Below are 24,523 nucleotides of genomic sequence, written 5' to 3'. Positions count from 1 at the left end.
CAAGGAGCAGTTGTGCGCGTTCTGTTGACCGGCCACCAGGGCTATCTGGGCACCGTGATGGCACCCATCCTCACCGCGGCGGGCCACGAGGTGGTCGGCCTCGACTCCGGGCTGTTCGCCGACTGCGTGCTCGGCCCGGCACCCGCCGACCCGCCCGGCCATCCGGTGGACCTGCGCGACGTGCGGCCCGAGCACGTCGAGGGCTGTGACGCGGTGATCCACCTGGCGGCCCTGTCCAACGACCCGCTCGGCGCCCTCGCACCCGAGCTGACCTACGACATCAACCACCATGCCGCCGTCCGGCTGGCCAGGCTCGCCCGCGACGCGGGCGCGCGGCGCTTCCTCTACGCCTCCACCTGCTCGGTCTACGGCGCGTCGGGAGGAGACGAGCTGGTCGCCGAGGACGCGCCGCTGCGGCCGGTCACCCCCTACGCCGAGTCCAAGGTGCGGGTCGAGGACGACCTCGCCGAACTGGCCGACGCCGACTTCTCGCCGGTGTTCCTGCGCAACGCCACCGCGTTCGGGTTCTCGCCGCGGCTGCGCGCCGACATCGTGCTGAACAACCTGGTCGGCCACGCGCTGCTGACCGGCACCGTACGGGTCCTGTCGGACGGCACGCCGTGGCGGCCGCTCGTCCACGCCCGCGACATCGCCCGCGCCTTCGAGCTGGCGCTGGCCGCGCCGCGCGAGGCCGTCCACGCCAGGGCCTTCAACGTCGGCACGGAGCAGAACAACGTGACCGTCGCGGAGATCGCGGCCGAGGTCGTCGCGGCCGTACCGGGATCGCGGCTGCTCATCACCGGCGAGGCGGGCAACGACCCCCGCTCCTACCGGGTGGACTTCGCCCGCATCCGCGCCGCGCTGCCCGGCTACGAGGCGGGCTGGTCGGTCAAGGCGGGCGCCCACGAGCTGGTCGACGCCTACCGGGAGCACGGCCTGACCCAGGACGCCTTCGACCACCGCTTCACCCGCCTGGCCAGGATCGCCGCCCGGCGCGCCGACGGCACGGTCGACGAGACGCTGCGCCCATGAAGGAGCTGGTCGAGCGGCTGCACCCGATCTGCCGCAGCATGACGGGCGACGGCGTGCGGCGCACGCTGGCGATCATCGCCGAGACGATCCCGCTGGACCTGCACGAGGTGCCCACGGGAACCCGGGTCCTCGACTGGGTCGTGCCCCAGGAGTGGAACATCACCGACGCCTACGTCAAGGACGCGACGGGGCGCAGGGTGATCGACTTCGCCCGGTCGCCGCTGCACGTCGTCGGCAACAGCGTGCCGGTCGCGGCCACGATGACGCTGGAGGAGCTGCGCCCGCGCCTGCACACGCTGCCCGAGCAGCCTGACCTGGTGCCGTACCGGACCGGCTACTTCAAGCGGGACTGGGGTTTCTGCCTCAGCGAGAACGCGCTGAAGGAGCTGCCCGAGGGCGAGTACGAGGTACGCATCGACGCCACGCTGGCCGACGGGCACCTGACCTACGGCGAGCACGTGGTGCGCGGCCGTACCGCCGACGAGGTGCTCATCTCGTGCCACACCTGCCATCCCGCGCTGGCCAACGAGACGCTCGCGGGCATCGCGGTGGCCGTCGAGCTGGCGGCCAGGCTGGCGCGCCGGCGGCCCCGCCTCACCTACCGGTTCCTGTTCGCGCCCGCGGCGCTGGGCGCGATCGCCTGGCTGGCCCGCAACAGGGACGCGGCGCACCGGATCAGGCACGGCCTCGTGCTGGCCTGCGCCGGAGATCCGGGACGGCTGACCTACAAGCGCAGCCGCAGGGGCGACGCGCTGATCGACAGGGCGGCGGCGCACGTGCTGTCCACCCGCGAGCACGAGCTGCGCGACTTCGTCCCGTTCGGCTACGACGAGCGCCACTTCTGCTCGCCGGGCTTCGACCTGCCGGTCGGTCGGCTCACCAGAACGCCCAACGGCGAGTTCCCCGAATACCACACCTCGGCCGACGACCCCTCGTTCGTCACCGAGGAGGCGATGGCGGACACCCTCGCCGCCGTCGAGGAGATCGTGCACGTCCTGGAGGAGGAAGGCACCTACATCAATCTCGAGCCGTACGGCGAGCCGTGGCTCGGACCACGAGGGCTGTACGGACGTCCCGACATCGACCAGATGGCGATCCTGTGGGTGCTCAACCTCTCCGACGGGGAGCACGGCCTGCTGGACATCGCGATTCGTTCGGGGCTCCCTTTCACCGCGGTGAGCGCTGCCGCGAGCGCACTAGCACGAGCCGGTCTGCTGAAAGAGGAGGAACACGATGATCGAGTACAGGGTCGGGGACCTGGTTGAGGTCCTCAGCGCCGAGGAGATCATGGCCACGCTCGACGAGAACGGCGAGCTCGACGGCTTGCCGTTCATGCCGGAGATGCTGGCCTTCTGCGGCCGGCGGATGACGGTCGCCAAGGTCGCGCACAAGCTGTGCGACACCGTCGAGCGCACCGGCATCCGGCGGATGCGCGACGCCGTCCACCTGGCCGAAGCGCGATGCGACGGCCAGGCGCACGGCGGCTGCCAGGCCGCCTGCCTCACCTACTGGAAGACGGCCTGGCTGAGGAGGGCCGACGGCCGGGAGCGGCCGCGGGCGGTCGGACCCGTCGACGTCACCGTCCTGGAGCGCGCCACCAGGAAGGCGCCGTTCGAGGACGGCGCCCCCCGCTACTCCTGCCAGTCGACGGAGATCCTGCGGGCGGCCCCGGAGCGCCTGCCGCTCAAGGATCTGCGCCAGTTCCTGTGGGACTACCGCTCGGGCAACACCGGCGCGCTCGAGACCCTGCGCGGTTTCCTGATCGCCCTGTTCGGCCGGCTGCAGGTGTGGAGCACCAGGATCCTGCCCCGGCGGCTGTGGTTCAGGGACGGGTTGCCGTGGGGGTTCCTCAAGGGCCGGGTCGCGGGGCCCACACCCGTTGCCACGCTCGACCTCGAACCCGGAGAGTTGGTGCGTGTCAGGTCCAAGGACGAGATCGCCGGCACCCTCGACGCCAAGCTCCGCAACAGGGGCATGGGCTTCGACAACGACCTGGCCATGTACTGCGGCAAGACCGGCGTCGTCACCGGGCGGGTCGAGCGCTGCCTCGACGAGACGACCGGGCGGATGCTCGAGATGAAGACGCCCAGCGTCCTCATCGAGGGGTTCGTCTGCCCCGGCAGGCACAACTTCAACTGCCCCCGCGGCCACTTCGGCTACTGGCGGGAGATCTGGCTCGAACGAGTCGAGTGAAGGAGCGGAAGGCACATGCCGGAGACTGAGATCACCGACAGGGCGGGGTCGGCGGGCAAGGGCCTGAGGTGGGGGCTGGTGGCGAGGGTGGCCACCCGGCTCGCCTCCTTCGGCATGGGGCTGGTCCTCGCGCGCCTGCTGGCGCCCGCCGACTTCGGCATCTACGCGGTCGCGCTGGCCGCCCAGCAGTTTCTCTGGCACATCAACGACGCCGGCATCGTGGCCGCGATCGTCCAGTGGCGCGGCAGGATCGAGGAGGTGCTGCCCACCGCGACCACGATGGTGCTCACCTTCAGCCTCACCGTCTACGCCGCCTTATGGTTCGGCGCCCCCGCCTTCGCCGGGTTCGCGGGCAACGCCGAGGCCGCCGGCATGGTCAGGGTCATGGCGCTGCTGATCGTCATCGACGGATTCGTCGGGGTGCGCAGCGCGGTCCTGCTGCGCAGGTTCCAGCAGGGCAAGATCGCCCTGGCCACCATGATCGGCGTGGGCGTGCAGGTGCCGGTCGCGATCGGCGGCGCGCTGGCGGGCGCCGGGCCGTACAGCTTCGCCTTCGGGGCCGTCGCCTCCACCGGGGTGAGCGGCATCCTGATGATCATTTGGTCCGGGGCGCCGATCAGGTTCGGGCTGCGCCGCGAGCCGATGCTCAGGCTGCTGCGCTTCGGCATGCCGCTGGCCCTCGGCCTGGGCGTGGAGGCCCTGCTGCTGAACGCCGACTCCATCATCGTCGGCAAGGTGTTCGGCGCCACCGTGCTCGGCTACTACCTGCTGGCGCTCAACGTCTCCAACTGGGTCCCCGGGCTGATCGGGGAGGCGTTGCGGCACGTCACGCTGCCCGGCTTCTCCAGAGTCGCCGACGAGCGTCCCGAGGACCTGTCGGCCAAGGTGCAGCAGATCGTGCCCATGCTGCTGATCGTGGTGACGCCGGTCGCGGTGCTGGTCGGCGTGCTGGCGCCGGTCGTGGTGCCGTTCCTGTACGGCGAGCGGTGGCTGCCCTCGGCCGCGGCCCTGTCGTTCCTCATGGTGCTCATGGCCGTGCGGATGGTCATGAACACCTGCTCCGACGTGCTCACCTCGGTGGGCGCGGTCGGCTCCATCGCGATGCTCAAGGTCGTGTGGGCGGTGACGCTCATCCCGTCCCTGTACGCGGGCGCGCTCCTCGGCGGCATCCGCGGCGTGGCGATCGCGCACGCCGTCGTCGGCGTGCTGGTCACCCTGCCGCTGACCGGGGTGCTGCTACGCCGGGCGGGCGTCGCGCTCGGGCCGATCGGCCCCGCGGCGGTCCGGCCGCTGCTCGGCGGGCTGGCGGCGGGCGGGACCGCCTGGCTGGTGATGACGGCGACCGACGGCGCCTTCTCCCTGGTACGGCTCGCGCTCGCGGGCGCCGCCGGCCTGGTCGCCTACGTTCTGGTGGGGATCTCCCGCGCCAGGTTCAGGGAGATCCGCACCCTCGTCGCCGGCTGACTCAGCCGGACCTGCCGCGCACCAGCCCCACGCCCACGTGGGCGAGGTTGCGGGCCATCGGCACCGCGTTGCGCCGCAGCCACGGGCGCATCGCGGCGTAGGCCCGCAGTCGCGCGCCGGGACGCATCGGCGTGTGGTTGATGACGCGCACCAGGCAGCGGCCCTCCTCCACGTTCGGCAGGAACCAGCGCGGGTTCTCCCGCGGCGCCTCGCGCCTGCGGAAGGTCCGCGCGTGGTTGGCCCTGCTGACGCTGCCGGCGTGGTTGCGGTGCCACAGCAGCGGCTCGTCGACCGCGACCATGGGGCCGAGCAGCGCGAGCTGCGCCAGGAGCACCCTGTCGCAGGCCACGACCGGCTGCAGCGGCATCGCCCGCTCCAGGACCTCGCGCCGCATCAGGCCGTAGAACTGCAGCGTCTCGTCGTAGAAGTCGAGCTTGGCGCGCAGCCGTACGATCGGGTCGGGATGGTCGGTGGCCGCCGTGGTGCGCCAGACCTCGATCAGCGTGCCCTCGCCGTCGACCTCCTCGGCGCCGGAGAAGGCCATCGAGGCCTCCGGGCGGTCGCGCAGCGCGGCCGCCAGCAGCGACAGGCGGTCCTTGCGGTACTCGTCGTCGGAGGTCACCCAGGCGAAGAAGGCGCCGCGCGTCTCCCTGACGATCCGGTTGTGCGTGGCGATGACGCCGATGTTACGGTCACGCCGCAGGTAGCGGACGCGTGGATCGTTCCTGGCCGCCTCCCGGCAGATCTCCTCGGTCGCGTCGGTCGAGCAGTTGTCGGCGATGACGAGCTCGAAGTCGGCGTCCTCCTGGGCGAGGATCGAGGCCAGCGATCCGCTCAGGTACGGCTCGCCGTTGTAGACGCATAGACCGAGCCCGATCTCCGGTGCCGCGCGCCCCACGAACGAGGGTGAATTTTCGGCCATTTGTCAGCCTCCATTACGGCGAAGCAAAAAGGCATGTCTGGATTTATCCGGGCTGGACTCGCTAGTCGGATAACCGTAACGTTGAAGGGCGATCTTCAGATAGAGGGCTGTAGGACCTGGTGGCGGATCGCCAGGAATATGTACCAATGCCAGAGGCGTGGGGGGTACATGTGGGCTTCTGGGAAAGTATTTTTGCGCTGTTACGTCGGAAATGGGTGACCTTACCGGTCCTCCTCGTCTCCACAGGTCTGGCCACCGTGGCCTTCTTCCAGGTCCCGGCCCGCTACGCGGCCAGCTCGTCCATGATCCTCGTCGCCCCTCCTTCGGGCGGCACCCTGTCCCTCGACAAGACCAAGCCGGTCGGCCTGACCAACCCGCTGCTGCAGTACAGCGACAGCATGCGGACGGTCGCCGGCATCCTCATCCTGACCATGAACAACCCCGCGATCCAGAAGGAACTGGGCATCGTGGAGGGCGGCGAGATCAAGCTCACCGTCGACGACGGCCGCTCCAACGCCGAGCTCATGGGCATCACCACGGCGGGCCCGTTCGTCCACGTCGCGGTGGAGGCGCCCGCCGGCGTGACCGTCCTGGACACCATCGCCAGGACGGAGAAGCGCATCCGCGCCGAGCTGCTCAACCAGCAGCGCATCCTGGGCGCTCCGCACAGCACCTACATCGCGCTCAACGACGTGACCACCCTCGCCCCCAAGGCGGTGTGGAGCAACACGATCATGGCGACGGCCGGGGCCTTCGGCTTGGGGGTGGCGCTGGGGCTCGGGTTGGCGTACCTGGTGATCCTCCGCCGTGGCCGGGCCGTACCGGTGGCCGAGAACCGGCCCGAGCCGGCGGAAAAGAAGATCACACCGCCGCGCAAGATCAATGGCAGGGTCCTGGTCTTCGCCGAAGGCAGGGAAAAGGCCAGGAACGTGGAATCCACCGTCGACCGAACGACGCCGATCCCGGTCGTGAAAGACGATGACGAACCGGAAAAGAGCTGATTTATCGTGCTTTATCGGTTAGTGGGGAGATGAGTTGGATTTCTGGGCGGCGATCGGGGTCGTGCTGCGGCGATGGTACGTCGCCGTCCCCGCCCTGCTGGTGACGCTCGCCGGCTCCTACGGGATCTACACGAGCATCCCGCCGATGTACCAGTCGTCGGCCGTGCTGTCGCTGACCGTGCCGATCACCGGGCCGTCCACGCTGGGCGACCGGCGCGACCAGATCATGGAAGCCAACCCGCTGCTGAACTACAACTACGGGCTGAACATGACCGCGGAGGTCCTCGTCCAGATCCTGGGCGCCGAGGACACGATGACCAAGCTCGGCGCCCGGCCGCACGGCGAGACCACCTACGAGGTCAACAACGGCAGCCCCAACCCCGAACTGCTCTTCAGCCAGCCGTTCGTCCTCATCGAGGGGATGAGCTCCGACCCGCGGGCCGCCAAGGAGATCGTCTCGCGGGTGACCCAGCGGGCCAGGGCCGAGCTCGACAAGCGGCAGGTCCAGCTCAAGGCCCCGCCCACGACGTTCATCGTGCTCACCGAGATCCTGCCGCCCACCGACGCCGTGGCGCTGCGCAACGACCGCCTGCGCTACACCGCGGCCGTCCTGCTCCTCGGCCTGCTGGCCAGCCTGGCCGCCGCCTTCGCCACCGAGAGCGCGACGGCGGCGCTGCGCCGCCGGTCGGAACGTGCCAAACCGGCTCCCGCCGTGCCCGAGCGGGAAGAGGTGCTCCAGCCGTGACCGCGGTGCTCGCGCCGCCGGTCACGGACCGGCCCGCGCGCCGGCGAGCCGACGGCGCCACGTTCGCCGCGCTCTTCGTCGTCATCCTCATGATCGTGCCCGCGCGGCTCATCCTCAGAGGCCTGCCGTTCGCACTCACCCCCGCCGAGGCGGTCGGCCTGTTCGCGGCGCTGTGGTGGATGTGCGCCCACTTCACGCTCACGCTCGGCGCGGCCAAGGGCGCCAACCCGGTGCGCACGGCCGTCTACCTCTACGCGGTCGCCTACCTGGCCAGCTACGCCCAGGCCGCCGTCGCCTACCTCGAGCCGCGCCAGCTCGACCTGGCCGACCACATCGGCGTCATCGCGCTCGCCCTGGTCGGCGTGGCGCTGGTGGCCTGCGACGGGGTCCACGGCCGCGACCGCGTCGACCTGGTGCTGAAGACGGCGGTCGTGGCAGGGGCGATCCTCGGCGTGATCGGCGGCATCCAGTTCCTCCTCTCCTACGACCCCACGATGGACATCGTCGTGCCGGGCACGCGCGTCAGGGGCGAGGCGCCCGCGATCCTCGAACGCAACGGCCTGAACAGGGCCGCGGCCACCACCAGCCATCCCATCGAGTTCGGCGTGGTGTGCTCGATGATCCTGCCCATCGCGCTGCACTACGCCTTCGCCGCACGCGAGCGGGGCCTGCCCGCGCTGCGCTGGTGGGTGTGCTGCGCGCTCGTCGCCGCCGGGCTGGTGTTCTCCGCGTCGCGCTCGCCCGTGCTCGGGCTGCTCGCCGCCGGACTGCTGCTGCTGTCGCACTGGCCCGCCAGGCGGCGCGTCCAGGCGATCATCGCGCTCGTCTTCTTCCTCGCCGTCGTACGGCTGGCCGCCCCCGGCCTCGTCGGCGCCATCGCGGGACTGTTCGACAACATCGGCAACGACTCCAGCATCCGCTACCGGACGGCCGACTACGCGATCGCGCTCAACGCGATCGAGCAGCACCCGCTGCTCGGCAGGGGCCACGGCACCTGGTACCCGCCCTACGACATCGTCTTCGACAACCAGTACCTGCTGACGGCCGTCGAGGGCGGCCTGCTCGGCGTGGCGACGCTGGTGGGCCTGTTCGGCACCGCCATCTGGGCCGCGCTGCGGGCCCGCTACCTGTCGAGCGACCCGACCACCCGCGACCTGGGCCTGAGCCTGGCCGCCTCGCTCCTGGTCACCCTGGTGGGCTGCGCGACCTTCGACCTCAACTCCTTCGAGACGACCAGCGGCATCGCCTTCCTGTTCGTCGGCCTGTCGGGCGCGCTGCTGCGCTCGGTGCGGGCCGTACCGGACGGGGCGCGCGCGCCGGGTGAGCCGGCGGGTGGCGGTGCGCCGGGCGGGCCGGCGGGTGGGCGGGCGCCGGGCGGGCCGGCGGGCGATCGGGCGGCGCGGTGAGGGCTCCCGTCCCGGGGCGTGTCCGCGTCGGCGCGGTCGCGGTCATGGCACTCAGCGAAGCCGACGTCGCCGACCACGTCGCCGCCGGCTGGGCGCGTGGCGCCGGCGGCTCGATCGTCACCGCCAACATCGACATCGTCCGCAAGGCCAGCCGCGACCCCGCGCTCGCCGCGCTGGTGGCAGGGGCGGAGCTGGTCGTCGCCGACGGCATGCCGGTGGTCTGGGCGGCGAGGCTCGCCGGGCTCGGCGTGCCCGAGCGCGTCACGGGCGCCTCGCTGGTCTGGAGCCTCAGCGAGCGCGCCGCCGCGGAGGGCCGCTCGGTCTTCCTGTTCGGCGGCGAGCCGGGCGTCGCCGAGCGCGCGGGAGAGGAACTGGCCAAGCGCTGCCCCGGCCTGCGCGTGGCGGGCTGCCACGCGCCGCCCTTCGGCTTCGACGCCACCGACCGCGGCATGCGGGCGGCCGTGGCCGAGGTCGTGGCCGCCGCCCCCGACCTCGTGCTGGTCGGGCTGGGCTTCCCCAAGCAGGAGAAGACCATCGCCGCCCTCCGCCCCCTGCTGCCGCACGCCTGGCACCTCGGCTGCGGCGCGGGCATCCCGATGGCCGCGGGGCAGTTCAGCCGCGCTCCCGCTCTCCTGCAGCGGGCCGGCGGCGAGTGGCTGCACCGGCTGTGGCTGGAGCCCGGCCGGCTGGCCCGCCGCTACCTGCGGGAGGACGCCCCCTTCGCTGTCAAGGTGCTCACCGTCGCCGCCGCCCGGCGGCTCACCGGACGCAGGCCCTGAGCTCGCGAGAATGGTTGGTTCATGCCCCTTGCCGTGGTGATCGTCACCTATGCCGCCGCCGAGATCATCGAGGACTGCCTGCGGTCGCTCGGTCCAGGGCTCGACGGCGTGCCCGACGCCCGGATCATCGTGGTGGACAACGCCTCACCCGATGACACCGTCGAGCGGGTCCGCGCCTACGGCCAGGGCGTCGAGCTGATCGAGACCGGCCGCAACGGCGGCTTCGCCTTCGGGGTGAACGCCGGCCTGGCCGCCGCCGCGGGCCGCGACGTCCTGGTGCTCAACGCCGACATCAGGCTGCGGCCGCGCGCGGTCGCCCTGCTGCTGCGGGCGCTGGACCGGCCCGGCGTGGGCATCGCCGTACCGCGGCTGCTGGACGAGCGCGGAGCTCTACAGCTCTCGCTGCGCCGGCGGCCCACCGTGCTCAGGGCGCTGGGAGAGGCCGCGCTCGGCGGGTTCCGCGCGGGCCGGATCGCGCCGCTGGGCGAGCTGGTGGCCGACCCGCGCGACTACCTGCGGGCGCGCACCGTCGACTGGGCGACCGGCGCGGCGTGGCTGGTCTCGCGCGCCTGCGCCGAGGCGCTGGGCCCGCTCGACGAGCGCTACTTCCTGTACTCGGAGGAGACGGAGTACATGCTGCGCGCGGGCCGGCACGGCTTCGCCGTACGGTACGAGCCCGAGGCCGTCGCCGTGCACCTCGGCGGCGACCAGGTGGCCTCCGACCGGCTCTGGGCGCTGGCCGCCGCCAACCGGGTGCGCCTGCACCGCAGCCTGTACGGCAGGCCGCGCGGCGCGCTGATGCGCGCGGCCGTCACCCTCAACGAGGCCGGCAGGGCGCCGGCCAGGGCCAGGCACCGGGCGGCGCTGCGCGAGCTGCTCACCATGGCCGAGTGGCCGTCCGCGCCAGGCGCCACCCCGGTCCCGCCGGTCGCCACCCCGGTCCCGCCAGGCGCGACCGCGCCCCCGCCGGGTGCCGCCTCGCCCCCGCCGGGCTACGTCTGCTTCTCCGCGCAGGACTGGTGGTACCACAACCGGGCGCACTCCGACTTCCAGCTGATGCGCCACCTGTCGGCCCAGCGCAGGGTGCTGGTCGTCAACAGCATCGGCCTGCGCATGCCGGTGCCCGGCAGGTCCACGAACACGCTGCGGCGCATCGGCCGCAAGCTGCGCAGCGTCGCCAAGTTCGTCCGGCGGCCCGCGCCGGACTTCTACGTCATGTCGCCGCTCCCGCTGCCGCTGTACGGCTCCTCCTTAGGCAGGAAGGCGAGCGCGCTCCTGGTCAGAGCCCAGGTGGCGGCGGTGTGCGCGGCGCTCGGCCTGCGCCGCCCGGTGGTCGTCGTCACCCTGCCGACGGCCTGGGACGTGGTGCGGCCGATGCCGCGCAGGGCGCTGGTCTTCAACCGTTCCGACCGGCACTCCGCCTTCCCCGAGGGCGGCGGGCAGGCCGTCAAGGACATGGAGACCCGGCTCCTGCGCCACGCCGACAGCGTCGTCTACGTCAGCAGGACCCTCATGGCCGAGGACGCCGCGCTGGCCGGCGACCGGGCGCACTTCCTCGACCACGGCGTGGACCTGGCGCATTTCACCCGCGTGCCCGCCGAGCGGTGGCCGGCGGACGTGCGCCGCCTCCCCGGGCCGCGCGTCGGCTTCTTCGGCGCGCTCGACGACTTCGTCGTCGACTTCGACCTGCTGGAGCGGGTGGCGCTGGAGCTGCCCGAGGTCTCGCTGGTGCTCATCGGTGACGCCAACGGGCCCATCGAGCGGCTGACCAGGCATCCCAACGTCCACTGGCTGGGCTTCCGTCCCTACGAGCTGATCCCCGCCTACGGCTCGGCCTTCGACGTCGCCCTCATGCCGTGGCTGGACAACGACTGGATCAGGCACGCCAACCCGATCAAGCTGAAGGAGTACCTGGCGCTGGGCCTGCCCGTCGTCAGCACCGACTACGGCGAGCTGTCCCGCTACACCGACAGGGTCCGCGTGGCGGCCGGCGCCGACCTGTTCGTCAAGGCGATCAGGGTCTCGCTGGCCGAGGGCCCGCCGCGGCCACCCGACGCGCTGCGCGCCTCGGTGCTCGGCGACGACTGGTCGGTTCGCGCCGCCGAGCTGCGGGCGCTGGCCGAGAGGCCGCCCGGGTGAGGAGGCGGTACGCGCTCACGGCGATCCTGTTGGCGCTGACCGCCTGCACGGCGCCCGCCGGTGACGATCTCTCGCCGGTCAGGGTCGAGCTGGAACCGGTCGCGTGGGAGGGCGGCCCGCGCTACTACGAACGCTTCCCCGCGGCGGTGCGGGCCGGCTGGACCAAGCCCTCCTTCTTCCCCGTCGGGGTGTGGTTCGCCGCCGTGCGCACGCGCGAGGACGTGACCACCGACCGGGCGGCGGGCATCAACACCTACTTCGAGCTGACCGGGGACAGCGACCCGCGCCTGCTGCGCCGGTACGGCATGTCCGCGCTGACGAGCCGGCCGCTGCCCGGCCACGGCGCCGAGACCGTGGGCTGGCTCGTCGGCACCGAGGCCGACATGTGGGGCGGTCCGGGGAACGCCCGCTGGTCGGGCGTGGCGGGTTTCGGCGCGCCCGCCTGCGTGCCCGCGAAGGCCGGCTGCGGCCACACCGCCATGCGCGCCCTCTCCCGCCGCCTGCCCGACGACGGCCGCCTGCGCTACGCCACCTACGGCAAGGGCGTCATGTACTGGCTCACCAGCGACCAGGCCGCCAGGTTCGTCAACGGCTACACCGACGCCGTCTCCACAAGCCTCTACTGGTACACCGACCGGGCCGCCTGCGAGGAGGGCGGGCGCTTCATGAACCTGGCGAGCGCCCACTGCCGCCTGGCGGCCAACTACGGCGAGACCATCGACAGGCAGCGCACGCTCGACGCCAAGGACGCGCGCCGGCAACCGGTCTACGCCATCGTCGAGCTCGGCCGGCCGCGCGAGGGGGACGGCGCCATCACGCCCCGGCAGGTCGGCGGCGCGGTGCTGAGCTCGCTGATCCACGGCGCGCGCGGGATCATCTACCTGGGCCACAGCGTGGGGCGGGCGTGCCGTACCACCGGCCTGCTGCGGGCGCCGTGCGGCGCCCGGGTCAGGGCCGCCGTGACCGAGCTCAACCGGCGGATCGCGCGCCTCGCGCCCGTCCTGAACAGCCCGTCCTTCAGGTACGGCTACGCGCCCGGCCTCGACACGATGCTGAAGCGGCACGACGGTTTTCTCTACCTCTTCGCGATGCTCGAGCGAGGTGGGAGCATGGGGCCGCGCACGATCACCATCCCCAGCGAGCTGTCGACGGCCCGCGAGGCGGAGGTGCTGTTCGAGAACAGGACCGTCGCCATCGGCGCGGACGGCAGGTTCGCCGACTCGTTCGACTCCGAGGACACCTACCACATCTACAAGATCAGGATCGGGGAGGCGCGACCGTGAGAAGGAGCTACGTGCTCGGCGGGGTGGCGGCCGTAGCGGTGCTGGCGGCCGTCCTGTTCGCCGTGGTCCCTGGCGCGCTGCCGCGCCGACCGGCGGCCGTGACCCTGGACCTGCCGCGGGTGCCGTGGGAGGGCGGCCCCGCCTACTACGGGCGCTTCCCCGTGGCCGCGGCCCGGGGGTGGACGGATCCGTCGTTCTTCCCCATCGGCGTCTGGTACGAGTCGGTGCTGGCCGACAAGGACGTGCTGGCCGACAAGGAGGCCGGGATCAACCTCTACGTCGAGCTCACCGGCGACAGCGACCTGAAGCTGGTCGACAAGCACGGGATGTCGGCGATGACGACCAGGCCGCTGCCCGGGTCGGGGCCGGAGACGGTGGGCTGGGTGATCGCCGACGAGGCCGACATGTTCCCGCGGCCGGGCAACGCCCGGTGGGACGGCAGGTTCGCCGGGGCGGGCGATCCCTGCGTCCCGCCCAAGGGTGAGGGGTGCGGCTTCACCGCGATGAGGACGCAGAAGGACAAGCTGCCCAAGGGCGACGGCCGCATGTTCTACGCCAACTTCGGCAAGGGCGTCGGCATGTGGTGGAGCGACAAGGACAACAGCCAGTTCGTCAACGGCTACACCGATCTGGTCTCGGCCGACATGTACTGGTACACCGACGCGGGGATCTGCGTCGAAGCCAAAACGATCCTGAAATTTCCGGACAATGAGTGCCCGCGGGCGGCCGGCTACGGCTGGCTCATGGACAAGCAGCGCCGGCTCGACGCCATGGACGGCAAGCTCCAGCCCGTCTACAACTTCGTCGAGGTCGGCTGGCCCTTCAGCGACCGGAACAGGACCGGACTGCGGGCCGTCGAACCGGAGCAGGTGAAGGGCGCGGTGATGAGCTCGATCATCCACGAGGCCCGCGGCATCCTCTACTTCAACCACAGCTTCGGCGGCCCCTGCGTCAGCCACCACGCGTTGCGCGAGCCGTGCTACCGGCCGGTCAGGGCCGCCGTCACCGAGGTCAACCGGCAGATCAAGGAGCTGGCGCCGGTCCTCAACACCCAGTCCTACGCCTACGACTTCGGCGAGGGCCTGGAGACCATGCTGAAGGGCCAGGGCGGCTCCTTCTACGTCTTCGCCATGATCGAGCGGGGCAGCGAACCCGGCAGCCGCTCGCTGACCCTGCCCGCCGAGCTGGCCGCGACCGCCGAGGTGGAGGTGCTCTTCGAGAACCGCACGATCCCTGTCGAGCACGGGCGCTTCACCGACACGTTCGCCTCCGAGCGCGGCTACCACATCTACAAGATCAGCCAATCGCGATGATCGACTTGACCAGGCCGCCCATCCGCTCGAAGGCGATCGTGGAGGTGGGGAAGTAGTAGCGCATCTCCGTCACACTCAGCAGCTCCACCTCCATGGCGTCGCGCAGCGCGTGCAGCCGGTCCCGCGGCGCGGTGTGCACCAGCGGCCAGTGGCTGATGATCATCCGCCGGGCGGCGACGGGCAGGAACTGGAAGCCGGGGAAGAGCACGTGCGGCTCGACGGGGAAGTAGCGGTAGGGGACCTGCACCCAGTGGCGGCGGGCCAGCGCCCGGACGTTGTCGGCGAAGCGCTCGCGCCGGATGTGTCCGCCGACGTGCTCGATGACGGCGTTGGAGTAGACGAGGTCGTAGTCGCCGCCCAGGATCGCCTTCGGCAGCTCGGTGGCGTCGGCGCGGTCGGCCCTGGCCCAGGAGGGCAGGTCGGTGGGCGGGTCCATCAGGTTGACCAGGTGCAGGCGGGCCGGCCGTACCGGGGCCCGCTCCCACGCGGAGAACGTGCCGCCGAGGTCGATCACCGACATCTCGGAGATGTTCGGGAAGGCGGCCGCGAACCGGTCCCAGCGCCGCTGCCTGGCCCGGGCGCCCACGGAGTTCGGAGCGTCCACGAACCGGTTGCGTAACGCCTGCAGCGTGCCCATGACCATCCCCCTCTGATCGCGAACTCAGCGTGGGGTGTATCGGTCCAAACGGGACCACCGTTACGGGGCGGGCGCCTGCCGCCCGCCCCGTCAGGTCAGCTGATGCGCCAGGTGTCGCCGCCCATGAGCAGGTCGCTGAGGTCGCCGGGGCCCTTCTGCGCCACGGCCTCCTCCAGCTGGCCGGCCATCAGGGTGTCGTAGGCCGGCCGGTCGACCTGCCGGAAGATGCCGATCGGCACGTGCTCGAAGGCCGGATCGTCCAGGCGCGACAGCGCGAACGCCACCGACGGGTCGGGGTTGTGCGCGTCGTGCACCAGCACGCGGTCGCCCGCCTCGGCCAGCGGCACCACCTCGATGCCGCCGCCGTCGTTCCTGACGACGGCCTTGGTGGCGCTGACGATCGGCTGGCCGTGCTCCAGGCGCAGCGTGATGTCGTCGCGGACCTCGGGGTCCTTGAGCGGCTCGAAGGCGTTGTCGTTGAAGATGTTGCAGTTCTGGTAGATCTCCACCAGCGACGTGCCCCGGTGGGCGGTGGCCTCGCGCAGCACCGACTGCAGGTGCTTGCGGTCGGAGTCGATCGTGCGGGCCACGAACGACGCCTCGGCGCCCAGCGCCAGCGAGATCGGGTTGAACGGCTTGTCCAGCGAGCCCATGGGCGTCGACTTGGTGATCTTGCCGATCTCGGAGGTGGGGGAGTACTGGCCCTTGGTCAGACCGTAGATCCTGTTGTTGAACAGCAGGATGTTGAGGTTGACGTTACGGCGCAGCGCGTGGATGAGATGGTTGCCGCCGATCGACAGCGCGTCGCCGTCACCCGTGACCACCCACACGCTCAGGTCGGGCCTGCTGGCCGCGAGCCCCGTCGCGATCGCCGGCGCCCGGCCGTGGATGGAGTGGAAGCCGTAGGTGTTGAGGTAGTACGGGAAGCGGCTGGAGCAGCCGATGCCGGAGACGAACACGATGTTCTCGCGCCGCAGCCCCAGCTCGGGCAGGAAGCTCTGCACCGCGGCCAGGATGGCGTAGTCGCCGCAGCCGGGGCACCAGCGGACCTCCTGGTCGGACTTGAAGTCCTTCAGGGTCTGCTTCCCCTCCGCCTTGGGGATCAGGGCCAGCCCCTTGCCGTTGACGAGTTCACTCACTGTCGATCACGTCCTGGATGACTCCGGCCAGCTCCTCGGCCTTGAACGGGAGCCCGCGCACGCGGTTGTAGCTGATGATGTCGACAAGGAAGCGCGCGCGCAGCAGCAGCGCCAGCTGGCCGAGGTTGATCTCCGGCAGGAGCACCTTGTCGTAGCTCTTGAGCACGTCGCCGGTGTTGGCGGGCAGCGGGTTGAGGTGCCGCAGGTGCGCCTGCGCGACCTTGCCGCCGTCCTTCCTGATCCGGCGCACGGCCGCGGCGATGGGCCCGTAGGTCGAGCCCCAGCCGATGACCAGCACCTTGGCGTCGCCCGTCGGGTCGTCGACCTCGAGGTCGGGCACGTCGATGCCGTCGATCTTGGCCTGGCGGAGCCTGACCATGCGGTCGTGGTTGTTGGGGTCGTAGGAGATGTTGCCCGAGCCGTCGGACTTCTCGATGCCGCCGATGCGGTGCTCGAGGCCGGCCGTGCCGGGAATCGCCCACGGGCGGGCCAGCGTCTCGCTGTCGCGCCGGTAGGGCTGGAACTCCTCGTCCGTCGCCGTGGCGAACGTCGTGGAGATGTCCGGCAGGTCGGCGATGTCGGGCAGCCGCCACGGCTCCGAGCCGTTGGCCAGGTAGCCGTCGGACAGCAGGTAGACGGGCGTGCGGTACTTCAGCGCGATCCGCGCCGCCTCGATCGCGGCGTCGAAGCAGTCGCTCGGCGAGGAGGGCGCCACGATCGGCACCGGCGACTCGCCGTTGCGGCCGAACATGGCCATCAGCAGGTCGGTCTGCTCGGTCTTGGTCGGCATGCCCGTCGAGGGGCCCGCGCGCTGCACGTCGACGAGGATCAGCGGCAGCTCGGTCATGACCGCCAGGCCGACCGTCTCGGCCTTCAGCGCCACGCCGGGACCGCTGGTGGTCGTCACGCCGAGCGCACCGCCGAAGGCGGCGCCGAGCGCGGCGCCGACACCGGCGATCTCGTCCTCCGCCTGGAAGGTGCGCACGCCGAAACGCTTGTGCTTGGACAGCTCGTGGAGGATGTCGCTGGCCGGGGTGATCGGGTAGGAGCCGAGGAACAGCGGCAGCTTCGCCTGCACGCCGGCCGCGATCAGGCCGTAGGCCAGCGCCTGGTTGCCCGAGATGTTGCGGTAGACGCCCGGCTCCAGCTTGGCGGGCTTGACCTCGTAGGAGACCGAGAACGACTCGGTGGTCTCCCCGTAGTTCCAGCCGGCCTGGAAGGCCGCGATGTTGGCCTTGGCGATCTCGGGCTTCTTGGCGAACTTCTGCTCGAGGAAGGTGATCGTGTGCTCGGTGGGCCGGTGGTAGAGCCAGCTCAGCAGCCCGAGCGCGAACATGTTCTTGGAACGCTCGGCGTCCTTCTTCGACAGGTCGAAGTTCTCGAGCGCCTTCACCGTGAGCGAGGTCAGCGGCATCGCGTGGACGCGCCACTCGCTGAGCGAGCCGTCCTCGAGCGGGTTGGCGTCGTAGCCGACCTTCTGCAGGTTGCGCTTGGTGAACTCGTCGGTGTTGGCGATGATGTCGGCGCCCCTGGGCAGGTCGCCCAGGTTGGCCTTCAGCGCCGCCGGGTTCATGGCAACGAGGACGTTCGGCGCGTCACCCGGCGTCAGGATGTCGTGGTCCGCGAAGTGGAGCTGGAAGCTCGACACGCCGGGGAGCGTTCCTGCGGGTGCCCGGATCTCGGCGGGGAAGTTGGGCAGAGTGGACAGGTCGTTGCCGAACTCCGCCGTTCCGGCCGTGAAACGGTCGCCGGTGAGCTGCATCCCGTCGCCGGAGTCGCCGGCGAACCGGATGATCACTCTGTCGAGTTGCTGAACCTGCTTGGTCACAGCGAAGTCCTCCTCGACTGCGCTCGTGGCACGTTCTCAAATTCCATGCTAAGTCCTCGGGGGTCACACGTTTCCGTGAGGAGCATCACGGGTAAACGCGGTGAAATCAGGCAGACGCGAGAGAACGACTAGGACGACACAGCCCTGCCGCGAGCCGGCACAGGTCGATGTGCAGGCGGGCGAAGAGGACGGTTCGGTTCACGCTGCCTAACTATATGCGCCCACGAAGGCTTACCTACGTCAGGGGCTGCTTACCCGAGGAGTAGACGCGGCCAGGCGCCATTCCGGGCGCGTCGTACAGCTCGGGGACCGTGACGAACGCGTAGCCCTGCGCGGTCAGCTGCCGCAGGATCTCCGGCAGGGCCTGGACCGCCGTGTCCTGGCCGTCGTGCATGAGGACGATCGCCCCGGGATGCGCGCCTGAGACGGCGTGCCGTACCACCTGCGCGGCGTCGGCGCCGTTCGCGTCATTCGTGTCGACGTCCCAGGAGACCAGCGAGAGGCCCATCCGGCGGGCGGCGTTCTTGACCTCCTCGCTCACCGCCCCGTACGGCGCGCGGGCGAGGGTGGGCGTCTGCCCCATCTGGACGCTGATCGCGCTCTGCGCCCTGGCGAAGGCGTTGGTGACCTTGCTGCTCGACAGCTTGGTCAGGTCGTGGTGCGACCACGTGTGGTTGCCGACCAGGTGGCCCTTCTCGCGCATGAGGCCGACCAGCCCCGGGTTGGCCGCGACGTTGGTGCCCACCGTGAAGAACGTGGCTCTCGCGCCGTACCTGTCCAGCGTCTCCAGCAGCTGCCGCGTGGCGGGCCCCGGCCCGTCGTCGAACGTCAGGGCGACGCACTTGGTCTTGGCGCAGTCGACGCTGTCGGCCTTCGAGCTCACGGCAGGCGGGCTCTTGACGGAGGCCCCGCTGACCGCGGGTGACGGAACGGCGTCCTTCGCGGCCGCCAGCGCCCGCCAGCCGGTCGGCGACAGCAGCGGTTCCACCCGCTTCTTCGGTAGGGCCACGGCCACCCGGCCCAGCGCGCCCGGCCCCACCTGGTAGTCGTCGAACTCGACGACGAGATCGCCCTGGCTGTTGAAGGCCATCGAGTCGAACAGCTCCCGGTCGGCGCCCACCGCGTCGTAGTCGAGTTCGGCGGCGCGTTTCTTCAGCTCGGCCCGGACGAGCGTCGCCAGCGGGGGCAGCGCCGTCACCAGGTCGGGAGACTCGACGACCTTGTCGCTGACCCTGTCGTACCAAACCGTTCGGAGCGAGTTGGCCCAGCTGGCCCCGGCGAACTCGCCGGTGCGCAGGCGCACGCCGACGACGTCGCGGGTGGCGGCGGTCAGCTGCCAGTCGGTGTTGAGCTCGGCGCGCGGCTGCGGGGGCGCGGCGGCCGAGACCCGCGCGAAGCGGCTCATCCGGCTCTCGGCCAGCGAGCGGAGTCTGGCGTTGAGGCCGGGCGTGTCCTTGAGCTCGGGATAGGCGATGTACACATCCCGGTCACCCGCGTCGCCGTGGGTGAGTGTCCTGGTTGTCAGACCTGGGACCTCGGAAGGGTCGACAAAGCTGATCATGGTGGGTTCGGCGGGGACGCGCAGTTCCCGCTCGGGGGAGGCGGTGGCCATTCCGCAGCCGCTGGCGGCGACCGCGATAAGCGCGATTCCTCCGAAGAATCGCCTTTTATGCATGCAGGTCAGGCTAAGGGGGCATATACCCCTTTTGCCCCGATTTGATAGTAAGAGGACAGAGGCTTTGGCCGGGGTTACGATCGGCACATGGGTGGCTACTTCGGCTCCTACGCGCTGGTCTTCGCGCTGTTCGTCATCGGCGTGGCCATCGTGGCCGGCGCCCTCATGGCCAACCGCCTGCTGCGCTCCTCCCGGCCGACGGCCGACAAGCTCACCACCTACGAGTGCGGCGTCGACCCCGTCGGCGAGGGGTGGGCGCAGTCGCAGGTCCGCTACTACGTCTTCACCTACCTGTATGTGGTGTTCGCCGTCGACGCGGTGTTCCTCTTCCCGTGGGCGACGGTCTTCGCCGCTCCCGGCTACGGGATGACCACGCTGGTCGAGATGTTCGTGTTCCTGGGGTTCATCGCGCTCGGCATCGTCTACGCCTGGCGCAAGCGCGTGCTCACCTGGACGTGACCTCCTTGCGGGCGCGCCGGTGTCGGCCTCCCGGGAGATCGGCCCGTCGCCGGCGGGCCCGTGACGATCAAGGGACACCCCGCCGCGGCGGTCGCGACGGAGCGTGGTGTCGGCGGCCTCATATTTGGCGCTCCCTTGGCATTTCGATGGGCGAGTATCCAAACCATTGAGCCGGGTGATCGCCGACGTGTCCTTTCGATGGTCGGCCCGCCGAACAATCGGACAGCGTGTCCGGCCGGGTCCGGCCGAGATGTGGCGGTGCCCCTCTACTCCTCCGGCACCAGGCGTTGGAGAATGGCGACATGGCCGATCTTCCGATGCCGACTGTGGGGCCGGTCTCCCGGCTGGCGCCGAAGCCGATGCGCTTCGTGCTCAACTGGGGACGGCGCTACTCCCTGTGGGTCTTCAACTTCGGGCTGGCGTGCTGCGCGATCGAGTTCATCGCCACCTCGATGAGCAGGCACGACTTCATCCGCTTCGGCGTGATCCCGTTCGCGAACGGCCCCCGGCAGGCGGACCTCATGATCGTCTCCGGGACCGTCACCGACAAGATGGCCCCCGCCGTCAAGCGCCTCTACGAGCAGATGCCCGACCCCAAGTACGTCATCTCCTTCGGCGCCTGCTCCAACACCGGCGGCCCGTACTGGGACTCCTACTGCGTGACCAAGGGAGTCGACCAGATCATTCCCGTCGACGTCTACGTCCCCGGCTGCCCGCCCAGGCCGGAGGCGCTGCTGCACGGCATCATGAAGCTCCAGGAGAAGATCGCGGCGGAACGGCTCGGCGACCGTTACGTCCTGTCCCTTCCCGGCCAGGAGGACGCGTGACGCTCAGCGCGCATTTCGGGGACCGGGCGCGGCTCAGCGAGTCGTGGGGCGAGCGCACCGTCGACGTGGCCCCGGCCGACTGGATCGAGCTGCTGACCTTCTGCCGGGACACCGGCTACGAGTTCTTCGACTGGCTGACCGGCGTGGACGAACCGCCGGACGCGTTCGGGATCGTCGCGCACGTCTACAACCCGTCCACGCGCGACCGGCTGCTGTTGCGGACGACGGTCTCCCGTGCCGACCCGCGCCTGCCGTCCGCTGTCGGCGTGTACCGGGGAGCCAACTGGCACGAGCGGGAGACGTTCGAGATGTTCGGGGTGGTCTTCGAGGAGCACCCCTACCTGGTGCCGCTGCTGCTGCCCGACGGCTTCGAAGGGCATCCGCTGCGGAAGGACTTCGTGCTGGCGGCGAGGGTCGCCAAGTCCTGGCCAGGGGCCAAGGAGCCGGGCGAGTCCGGCCACGGCGCACCGAGCCGCCGCAAGACGCTCCCGCCCGGCGTACCCGCCGACTGGGCGGGCACCGCCCCCGCCGCCCAGCCACCCCGACCGTCGTCTCCCGCACCACCCGCGCCCGTGGAGGAGCCTGATGGGTGAAGTCCTCGACATCGTCCTGAGCTTCGTCGTCATCCTGCTCGTCTTCCTGCTCCTGCCGCTGATCGTCGGCCAGACCGAGCACAAGGTCATGGCCCACATGCAGTCACGCCTCGGCCCCATGTACGCCGGCGGCTTCCACGGCTGGGCCCAGCTCATCGCCGACGGCGTCAAGTTCGCCCAGAAAGAGGACGTCATCCCCGCCGCCGCCGACCGGCGCGTCTTCCAGATCGCGCCGGGCGTCGCGCTCGTCCCCTACCTGCTCGTCCTGATCGTCATCCCCATCGGCCCCGGCCTCGTCGCCGTGGACCTCGACCTCGGCCTGTTCTACGTCCTCGCGGTCATGGGCATCGGCGTGCTCGGCGCGATCATGGCCGGGTGGGCCTCGGCCAACAAGTACTCGGTGCTCGGCGGGATGCGCGCGGCCGCCCAGCTCATGTCCTACGAGCTCCCCCTGGTCCTGTCGGCGTCGTCCGTGGCCATGGCGGCGGGCACGCTTTCCCTGCACGGCATCGTCGAGGCATGGCAGTGGTGGTGGCTGCCCTGGCAGGCGATCGGCGGGGTGGTCTTCTTCCTCGCCGGACTCGCCGAGCTGCGCCGCCCGCCGTTCGACATGCCCATCGCCGAGTCCGAGATCATCATGGGTCCGATGACCGAGTACACAGGCATGCGGTTCGCCCTGTTCATGCTGTCCGAGTACGTCGGCATCGTGGTCCTGTGCCTCCTCACGACGGTGCTGTTCCTGGGCGGCTGGCACGGCCCGCTGCTGCCCGGCGTGGTGTGGACCTTCCTCAAGGTGTTCGCGCTGGCGTTCCTGGTGATCTGGCTGCGGGTCAGCTTCCCCCGGCTCCGGGAGGACCAGTTGCAGCGCCTCGCCTGGGTGGGACTGGTCCCGCTCGCCCTGCTGCAGCTGGCGATCACGGGTGTCGTCAAGGTCGCCGCGGGATGACCGTGTGGCCGTCGGGCACGCTGATGGATCGGCTGGCCGTCGACGTGGGCGCCGAACTCCTCGCGCTGGCCCCGGCGAGAATGCGCCGGCCGGGGGACGTGCTCATCCACCAGGGCGTGCCGGATCCGGGCTGGGACCATTAGCTCCACCGGCTGCGACGAGTTCAAGCTCGATGTCCCGTGGGCCGACACCCGGACGCTCGAAGCCACCATCGCGCAGCGGGACCAGCGGCAGAAGGAAGTGGCCGGGCTCAGGAAGCTGGAAACCTCGTAGGCGCGCTGGAGGGCAAGGAGTGCCTCAGCACGGGCGCCGGCCAGGATTTCACCGGCCGGCTGGGCAACGGTTACTGGCGCGGACGACGGGCTGCTGGAGCAGTTCCGCGCGCTGAGCAGCCTGACCGCCGCCAACTGGGCGGTCTTCTGGGCGCACCTGGTGCTGGCCGGCCTGCTGATCGTCATCGACTGCTTTCCGGTGCTCACCAAGCTGATCAGCAAGCCCAGCGCCTACGATCGGCGGCTCGCCGCCCAGCGCGAGAGCAAGGAGCGCCTCCACGACAACGACCTGCGGCTCAACGAACGGCTGCGAACGGGAGACGGCGAGATCCGGCTGCACAAGGAAGAACTGCGGGTACGGCACGCGATCGAGGACAGCGACCACGAGGTGCGGCTCTCGGCCGCGCGCAGGGAGGCCGAGCTCAGGGCACGCATGGACCAGTTGGCCAAGCAGGCGAAGCAGGCCAGGGTCACTGGACGATGGCCAGCATGATCTCGGCGGCGGTGGGGCGCTCCGAGGGCGACTTGGCCAGCGCGGGCCCCACCACGCCGCGTAACGACGGCGGGAGCGGCGACAGGTCGGGGTGCAGGTTGAGCACCCGGTTGAAGACGGCCGGCACGGTGTCCTCGCCGAACGCGGGACGCCCCGTCGCCGCGAAGGTCATCGTCACCGCCCAGCTGAAGACGTCGGACGGCGGGCCGACGGGCGTGCCGGACAGCTGCTCGGGCGACATGTACGGCGGAGTGCCCGCCATCTTGCCGGTCATCGTGGAGTGGTCGAGCGAGCGCGCGATCCCGAAGTCGATCACGCGGGGGCCGTCGGAGCCGATCAGGACGTTGCTGGGCTTGAAGTCGCGGTGGACGACCCCCGCCTTGTGGATGGCCGCCAGCGCCCCGGACGTGGCCAGCGCGAGCCTGGTCAGGCTGTCCTCGTCGCGCGGCCCCCGGTCGCGGACGAGCTGCTCGAGCGAGGGCCCCGCCACGTACTCGCTCACTGTGTAGGCCAGGTCAGGGGCGATGCTGACGTCGAGCAGCCTGGCTGTGGAGAACGTGGCGACCCTGCGGGCGGCGTCGACCTCGCGGGCGAACCGGCTGCGCGCGTGCTCGTCGCCCAGATCGTGGAGCACCTTGACGGCCACCCGGGTGCCGTTGGGCGCGGCGGCGAGGTAGACCGCGCCCTGGCCGCCGCGGCCGAGGAGGCGCAGCACGCGATAGTGGCCGATCCACTCGGGCTCGCCCGTGCGCCGCGCGTGGCCTGTGGGGTGGGTGGCGCGGTCGTGCACGGGCAGCGGCCGAGGACGCATGGTGCCGGGCATGGAGCCGGGCGGGGGGCCGGGGATGGAGCCGGGCATGCGGCTGGGCAGGTGGCCGGGCATGGTGCCGGCCGGGGGCGTGGGCGCAGGGGCGGATCCGGACCGCCCTCTCGCCATCAGGGGGACGAGGATGCCGCTGTGGATAACTCCGCCGATCCAGCTCGCCATCAGGCACAGCCCGACGAGCCCGAACAGCCAGTCGGGCGCGTGCGAGATGTCGTCGTAGCTCCACACGACGATCATGAACGCGCTGACGCAGGCGCCGTACAGGGCGGCGGAGATGACGAGCCACTTGCTCTGCAGCCAGAACGCCGCGAACCCGATGGTGAACGGCGTGGCCAGGCCGCACGTGAGCAACGGGACCACGGCCCAGGCGACGGCGGCCGTCCAGGCTCCGGCGCTGGGTTGGTGGGGGCGGGGGTGCGGCATGGGCGAGAGAGTATCGGGTAGCGGCGACATAAGCAGGGGTGTGGACGGCGGCTGTGGATAACCCGCACGTATCCTGTGGATGACTGTGGAAAACCTTGGGGACAACAGGCTGATGGATTCACCTGCGA

At 70.9% G+C, this 24,523-nt stretch carries 23 protein-coding genes; 17 read left to right on the top strand and 6 right to left on the bottom strand.

Annotated elements, in window-relative coordinates; genetic code table 11:
• Positions 1-12: 12 nt before the first annotated feature.
• Genes ACWEVS_RS06755 through ACWEVS_RS06740 form a run of 4 tightly spaced genes read left to right on the top strand, consistent with a single transcriptional unit; the run spans position 13 to position 4,689 of the window.
• On the top strand, positions 13-1,032 hold the full coding sequence (locus tag ACWEVS_RS06755; protein WP_452550322.1) for an NAD-dependent epimerase/dehydratase family protein: 1,020 nt from the start codon (positions 13-15) through the stop codon (positions 1,030-1,032).
• Positions 1,029-2,297 (top strand): DUF4910 domain-containing protein, encoded by a 1,269-nt coding sequence (locus ACWEVS_RS06750; protein WP_452550320.1) that lies wholly within the window; start codon positions 1,029-1,031, stop codon positions 2,295-2,297. The genes ACWEVS_RS06755 and ACWEVS_RS06750 overlap by 4 nt, the downstream gene beginning before the upstream one ends.
• Positions 2,266-3,225, top strand: coding sequence for a hypothetical protein (locus tag ACWEVS_RS06745; RefSeq protein ID WP_452550319.1), 960 nt, complete (start codon positions 2,266-2,268; stop codon positions 3,223-3,225). Before ACWEVS_RS06750 ends, ACWEVS_RS06745 begins: the two co-directional genes overlap by 32 nt.
• Before the next feature lie 15 nt (positions 3,226-3,240).
• The gene (locus tag ACWEVS_RS06740) at positions 3,241-4,689 is read left to right on the top strand and encodes an oligosaccharide flippase family protein (RefSeq protein ID WP_452550317.1); all 1,449 of its coding nucleotides are present in this window, start codon (positions 3,241-3,243) and stop codon (positions 4,687-4,689) included.
• 1 nt (position 4,690) lies between these two features.
• Here ACWEVS_RS06740 and ACWEVS_RS06735 read toward each other — a convergent pair whose 3' ends face one another.
• On the bottom strand, positions 4,691-5,611 hold the full coding sequence (locus tag ACWEVS_RS06735; RefSeq protein ID WP_449915024.1) for a glycosyltransferase: 921 nt from the start codon (positions 5,609-5,611) through the stop codon (positions 4,691-4,693).
• Positions 5,612-5,826: 215 nt separating this feature from the next.
• Here ACWEVS_RS06735 and ACWEVS_RS06730 point away from each other — a divergent pair, with 215 nt between their 5' ends.
• From ACWEVS_RS06730 to ACWEVS_RS06700, 7 genes are read left to right on the top strand one after another with little or no spacing between them, the layout of a single operon-like run.
• Complete coding sequence (locus ACWEVS_RS06730) at positions 5,827-6,612, top strand: hypothetical protein (RefSeq protein WP_449915021.1); 786 nt, start codon at positions 5,827-5,829, stop codon at positions 6,610-6,612.
• Between the two features lie 34 nt (positions 6,613-6,646).
• Positions 6,647-7,357 carry a hypothetical protein gene (locus ACWEVS_RS06725; protein ID WP_354907649.1) on the top strand — a complete coding sequence of 237 codons (711 nt, stop codon included), beginning with the start codon at positions 6,647-6,649 and terminating at the stop codon, positions 7,355-7,357.
• Positions 7,354-8,763, top strand: coding sequence for an O-antigen ligase family protein (locus tag ACWEVS_RS06720; RefSeq protein WP_449915015.1), 1,410 nt, complete (start codon positions 7,354-7,356; stop codon positions 8,761-8,763). The genes ACWEVS_RS06725 and ACWEVS_RS06720 overlap by 4 nt, the downstream gene beginning before the upstream one ends.
• Positions 8,764-8,807: 44 nt before the next feature.
• Complete coding sequence (locus ACWEVS_RS06715) at positions 8,808-9,542, top strand: WecB/TagA/CpsF family glycosyltransferase (protein WP_452550314.1); 735 nt, start codon at positions 8,808-8,810, stop codon at positions 9,540-9,542.
• A gap of 21 nt (positions 9,543-9,563) precedes the next feature.
• Positions 9,564-11,681, top strand: coding sequence for a glycosyltransferase (locus ACWEVS_RS06710; RefSeq protein WP_452550312.1), 2,118 nt, complete (start codon positions 9,564-9,566; stop codon positions 11,679-11,681).
• Positions 11,678-12,964, top strand: coding sequence for a hypothetical protein (locus ACWEVS_RS06705; RefSeq protein ID WP_452550310.1), 1,287 nt, complete (start codon positions 11,678-11,680; stop codon positions 12,962-12,964). The genes ACWEVS_RS06710 and ACWEVS_RS06705 overlap by 4 nt, the downstream gene beginning before the upstream one ends.
• Positions 12,961-14,277, top strand: a complete 1,317-nt coding sequence (locus ACWEVS_RS06700; protein ID WP_452550308.1) for a hypothetical protein — start codon at positions 12,961-12,963, stop codon at positions 14,275-14,277. Before ACWEVS_RS06705 ends, ACWEVS_RS06700 begins: the two co-directional genes overlap by 4 nt.
• Here ACWEVS_RS06700 and ACWEVS_RS06695 read toward each other — a convergent pair.
• The 4 genes from ACWEVS_RS06695 to ACWEVS_RS06680 form a co-directional block, all read right to left on the bottom strand.
• Positions 14,261-14,914, bottom strand: coding sequence for a hypothetical protein (locus ACWEVS_RS06695; RefSeq protein ID WP_452550307.1), 654 nt, complete (start codon positions 14,912-14,914; stop codon positions 14,261-14,263). The two genes, ACWEVS_RS06700 and ACWEVS_RS06695, sit on opposite strands and share 17 nt — an antisense overlap.
• A gap of 95 nt (positions 14,915-15,009) precedes the next feature.
• The gene (locus ACWEVS_RS06690) at positions 15,010-16,053 is read right to left on the bottom strand and encodes a 2-oxoacid:ferredoxin oxidoreductase subunit beta (protein WP_449914999.1); all 1,044 of its coding nucleotides are present in this window, start codon (positions 16,051-16,053) and stop codon (positions 15,010-15,012) included.
• The gene (locus tag ACWEVS_RS06685; protein ID WP_354907638.1) at positions 16,046-17,881 is read right to left on the bottom strand and encodes a 2-oxoacid:acceptor oxidoreductase subunit alpha; all 1,836 of its coding nucleotides are present in this window, start codon (positions 17,879-17,881) and stop codon (positions 16,046-16,048) included. The genes ACWEVS_RS06690 and ACWEVS_RS06685 overlap by 8 nt, the downstream gene beginning before the upstream one ends.
• A 235-nt stretch (positions 17,882-18,116) precedes the next feature.
• The gene (locus tag ACWEVS_RS06680) at positions 18,117-19,556 is read right to left on the bottom strand and encodes a polysaccharide deacetylase family protein (RefSeq protein WP_452550305.1); all 1,440 of its coding nucleotides are present in this window, start codon (positions 19,554-19,556) and stop codon (positions 18,117-18,119) included.
• Positions 19,557-19,643: 87 nt separating this feature from the next.
• On the opposite strand from ACWEVS_RS06680, the gene ACWEVS_RS06675 reads away from it, so the two are divergent.
• The 6 genes from ACWEVS_RS06675 to ACWEVS_RS06650 all read left to right on the top strand — a co-directional run bounded on the left by ACWEVS_RS06675 (position 19,644) and on the right by ACWEVS_RS06650 (position 23,146).
• Positions 19,644-20,015 carry an NADH-quinone oxidoreductase subunit A gene (locus ACWEVS_RS06675; protein WP_452550304.1) on the top strand — a complete coding sequence of 124 codons (372 nt, stop codon included), beginning with the start codon at positions 19,644-19,646 and terminating at the stop codon, positions 20,013-20,015.
• 302 nt (positions 20,016-20,317) lie between these two features.
• The gene (locus tag ACWEVS_RS06670) at positions 20,318-20,842 is read left to right on the top strand and encodes an NADH-quinone oxidoreductase subunit B (protein WP_449914990.1); all 525 of its coding nucleotides are present in this window, start codon (positions 20,318-20,320) and stop codon (positions 20,840-20,842) included.
• Complete coding sequence (locus ACWEVS_RS06665; RefSeq protein WP_452550302.1) at positions 20,839-21,435, top strand: NADH-quinone oxidoreductase subunit C; 597 nt, start codon at positions 20,839-20,841, stop codon at positions 21,433-21,435. Before ACWEVS_RS06670 ends, ACWEVS_RS06665 begins: the two co-directional genes overlap by 4 nt.
• Complete coding sequence (nuoH, locus tag ACWEVS_RS06660; RefSeq protein ID WP_354907632.1) at positions 21,428-22,381, top strand: NADH-quinone oxidoreductase subunit NuoH; 954 nt, start codon at positions 21,428-21,430, stop codon at positions 22,379-22,381. The genes ACWEVS_RS06665 and nuoH overlap by 8 nt, the downstream gene beginning before the upstream one ends.
• Positions 22,378-22,524, top strand: coding sequence for a hypothetical protein (locus ACWEVS_RS06655; RefSeq protein WP_449914985.1), 147 nt, complete (start codon positions 22,378-22,380; stop codon positions 22,522-22,524). Before nuoH ends, ACWEVS_RS06655 begins: the two co-directional genes overlap by 4 nt.
• A 175-nt stretch (positions 22,525-22,699) precedes the next feature.
• Complete coding sequence (locus ACWEVS_RS06650) at positions 22,700-23,146, top strand: DUF4407 domain-containing protein (RefSeq protein ID WP_452550491.1); 447 nt, start codon at positions 22,700-22,702, stop codon at positions 23,144-23,146.
• Here the strand turns inward: ACWEVS_RS06650 and ACWEVS_RS06645 are convergent.
• A complete protein-coding gene (locus ACWEVS_RS06645; RefSeq protein ID WP_452550300.1) occupies positions 23,124-24,395 on the bottom strand; it encodes a serine/threonine-protein kinase in 1,272 nt (423 codons plus the stop codon). The two genes, ACWEVS_RS06650 and ACWEVS_RS06645, sit on opposite strands and share 23 nt — an antisense overlap.
• Positions 24,396-24,523: the final 128 nt, after the last annotated feature.

This window comes from Nonomuraea sp. NPDC003754 (assembly GCF_053605785.1).
This window is presented reverse-complemented; position numbering and strand designations above follow the sequence as displayed.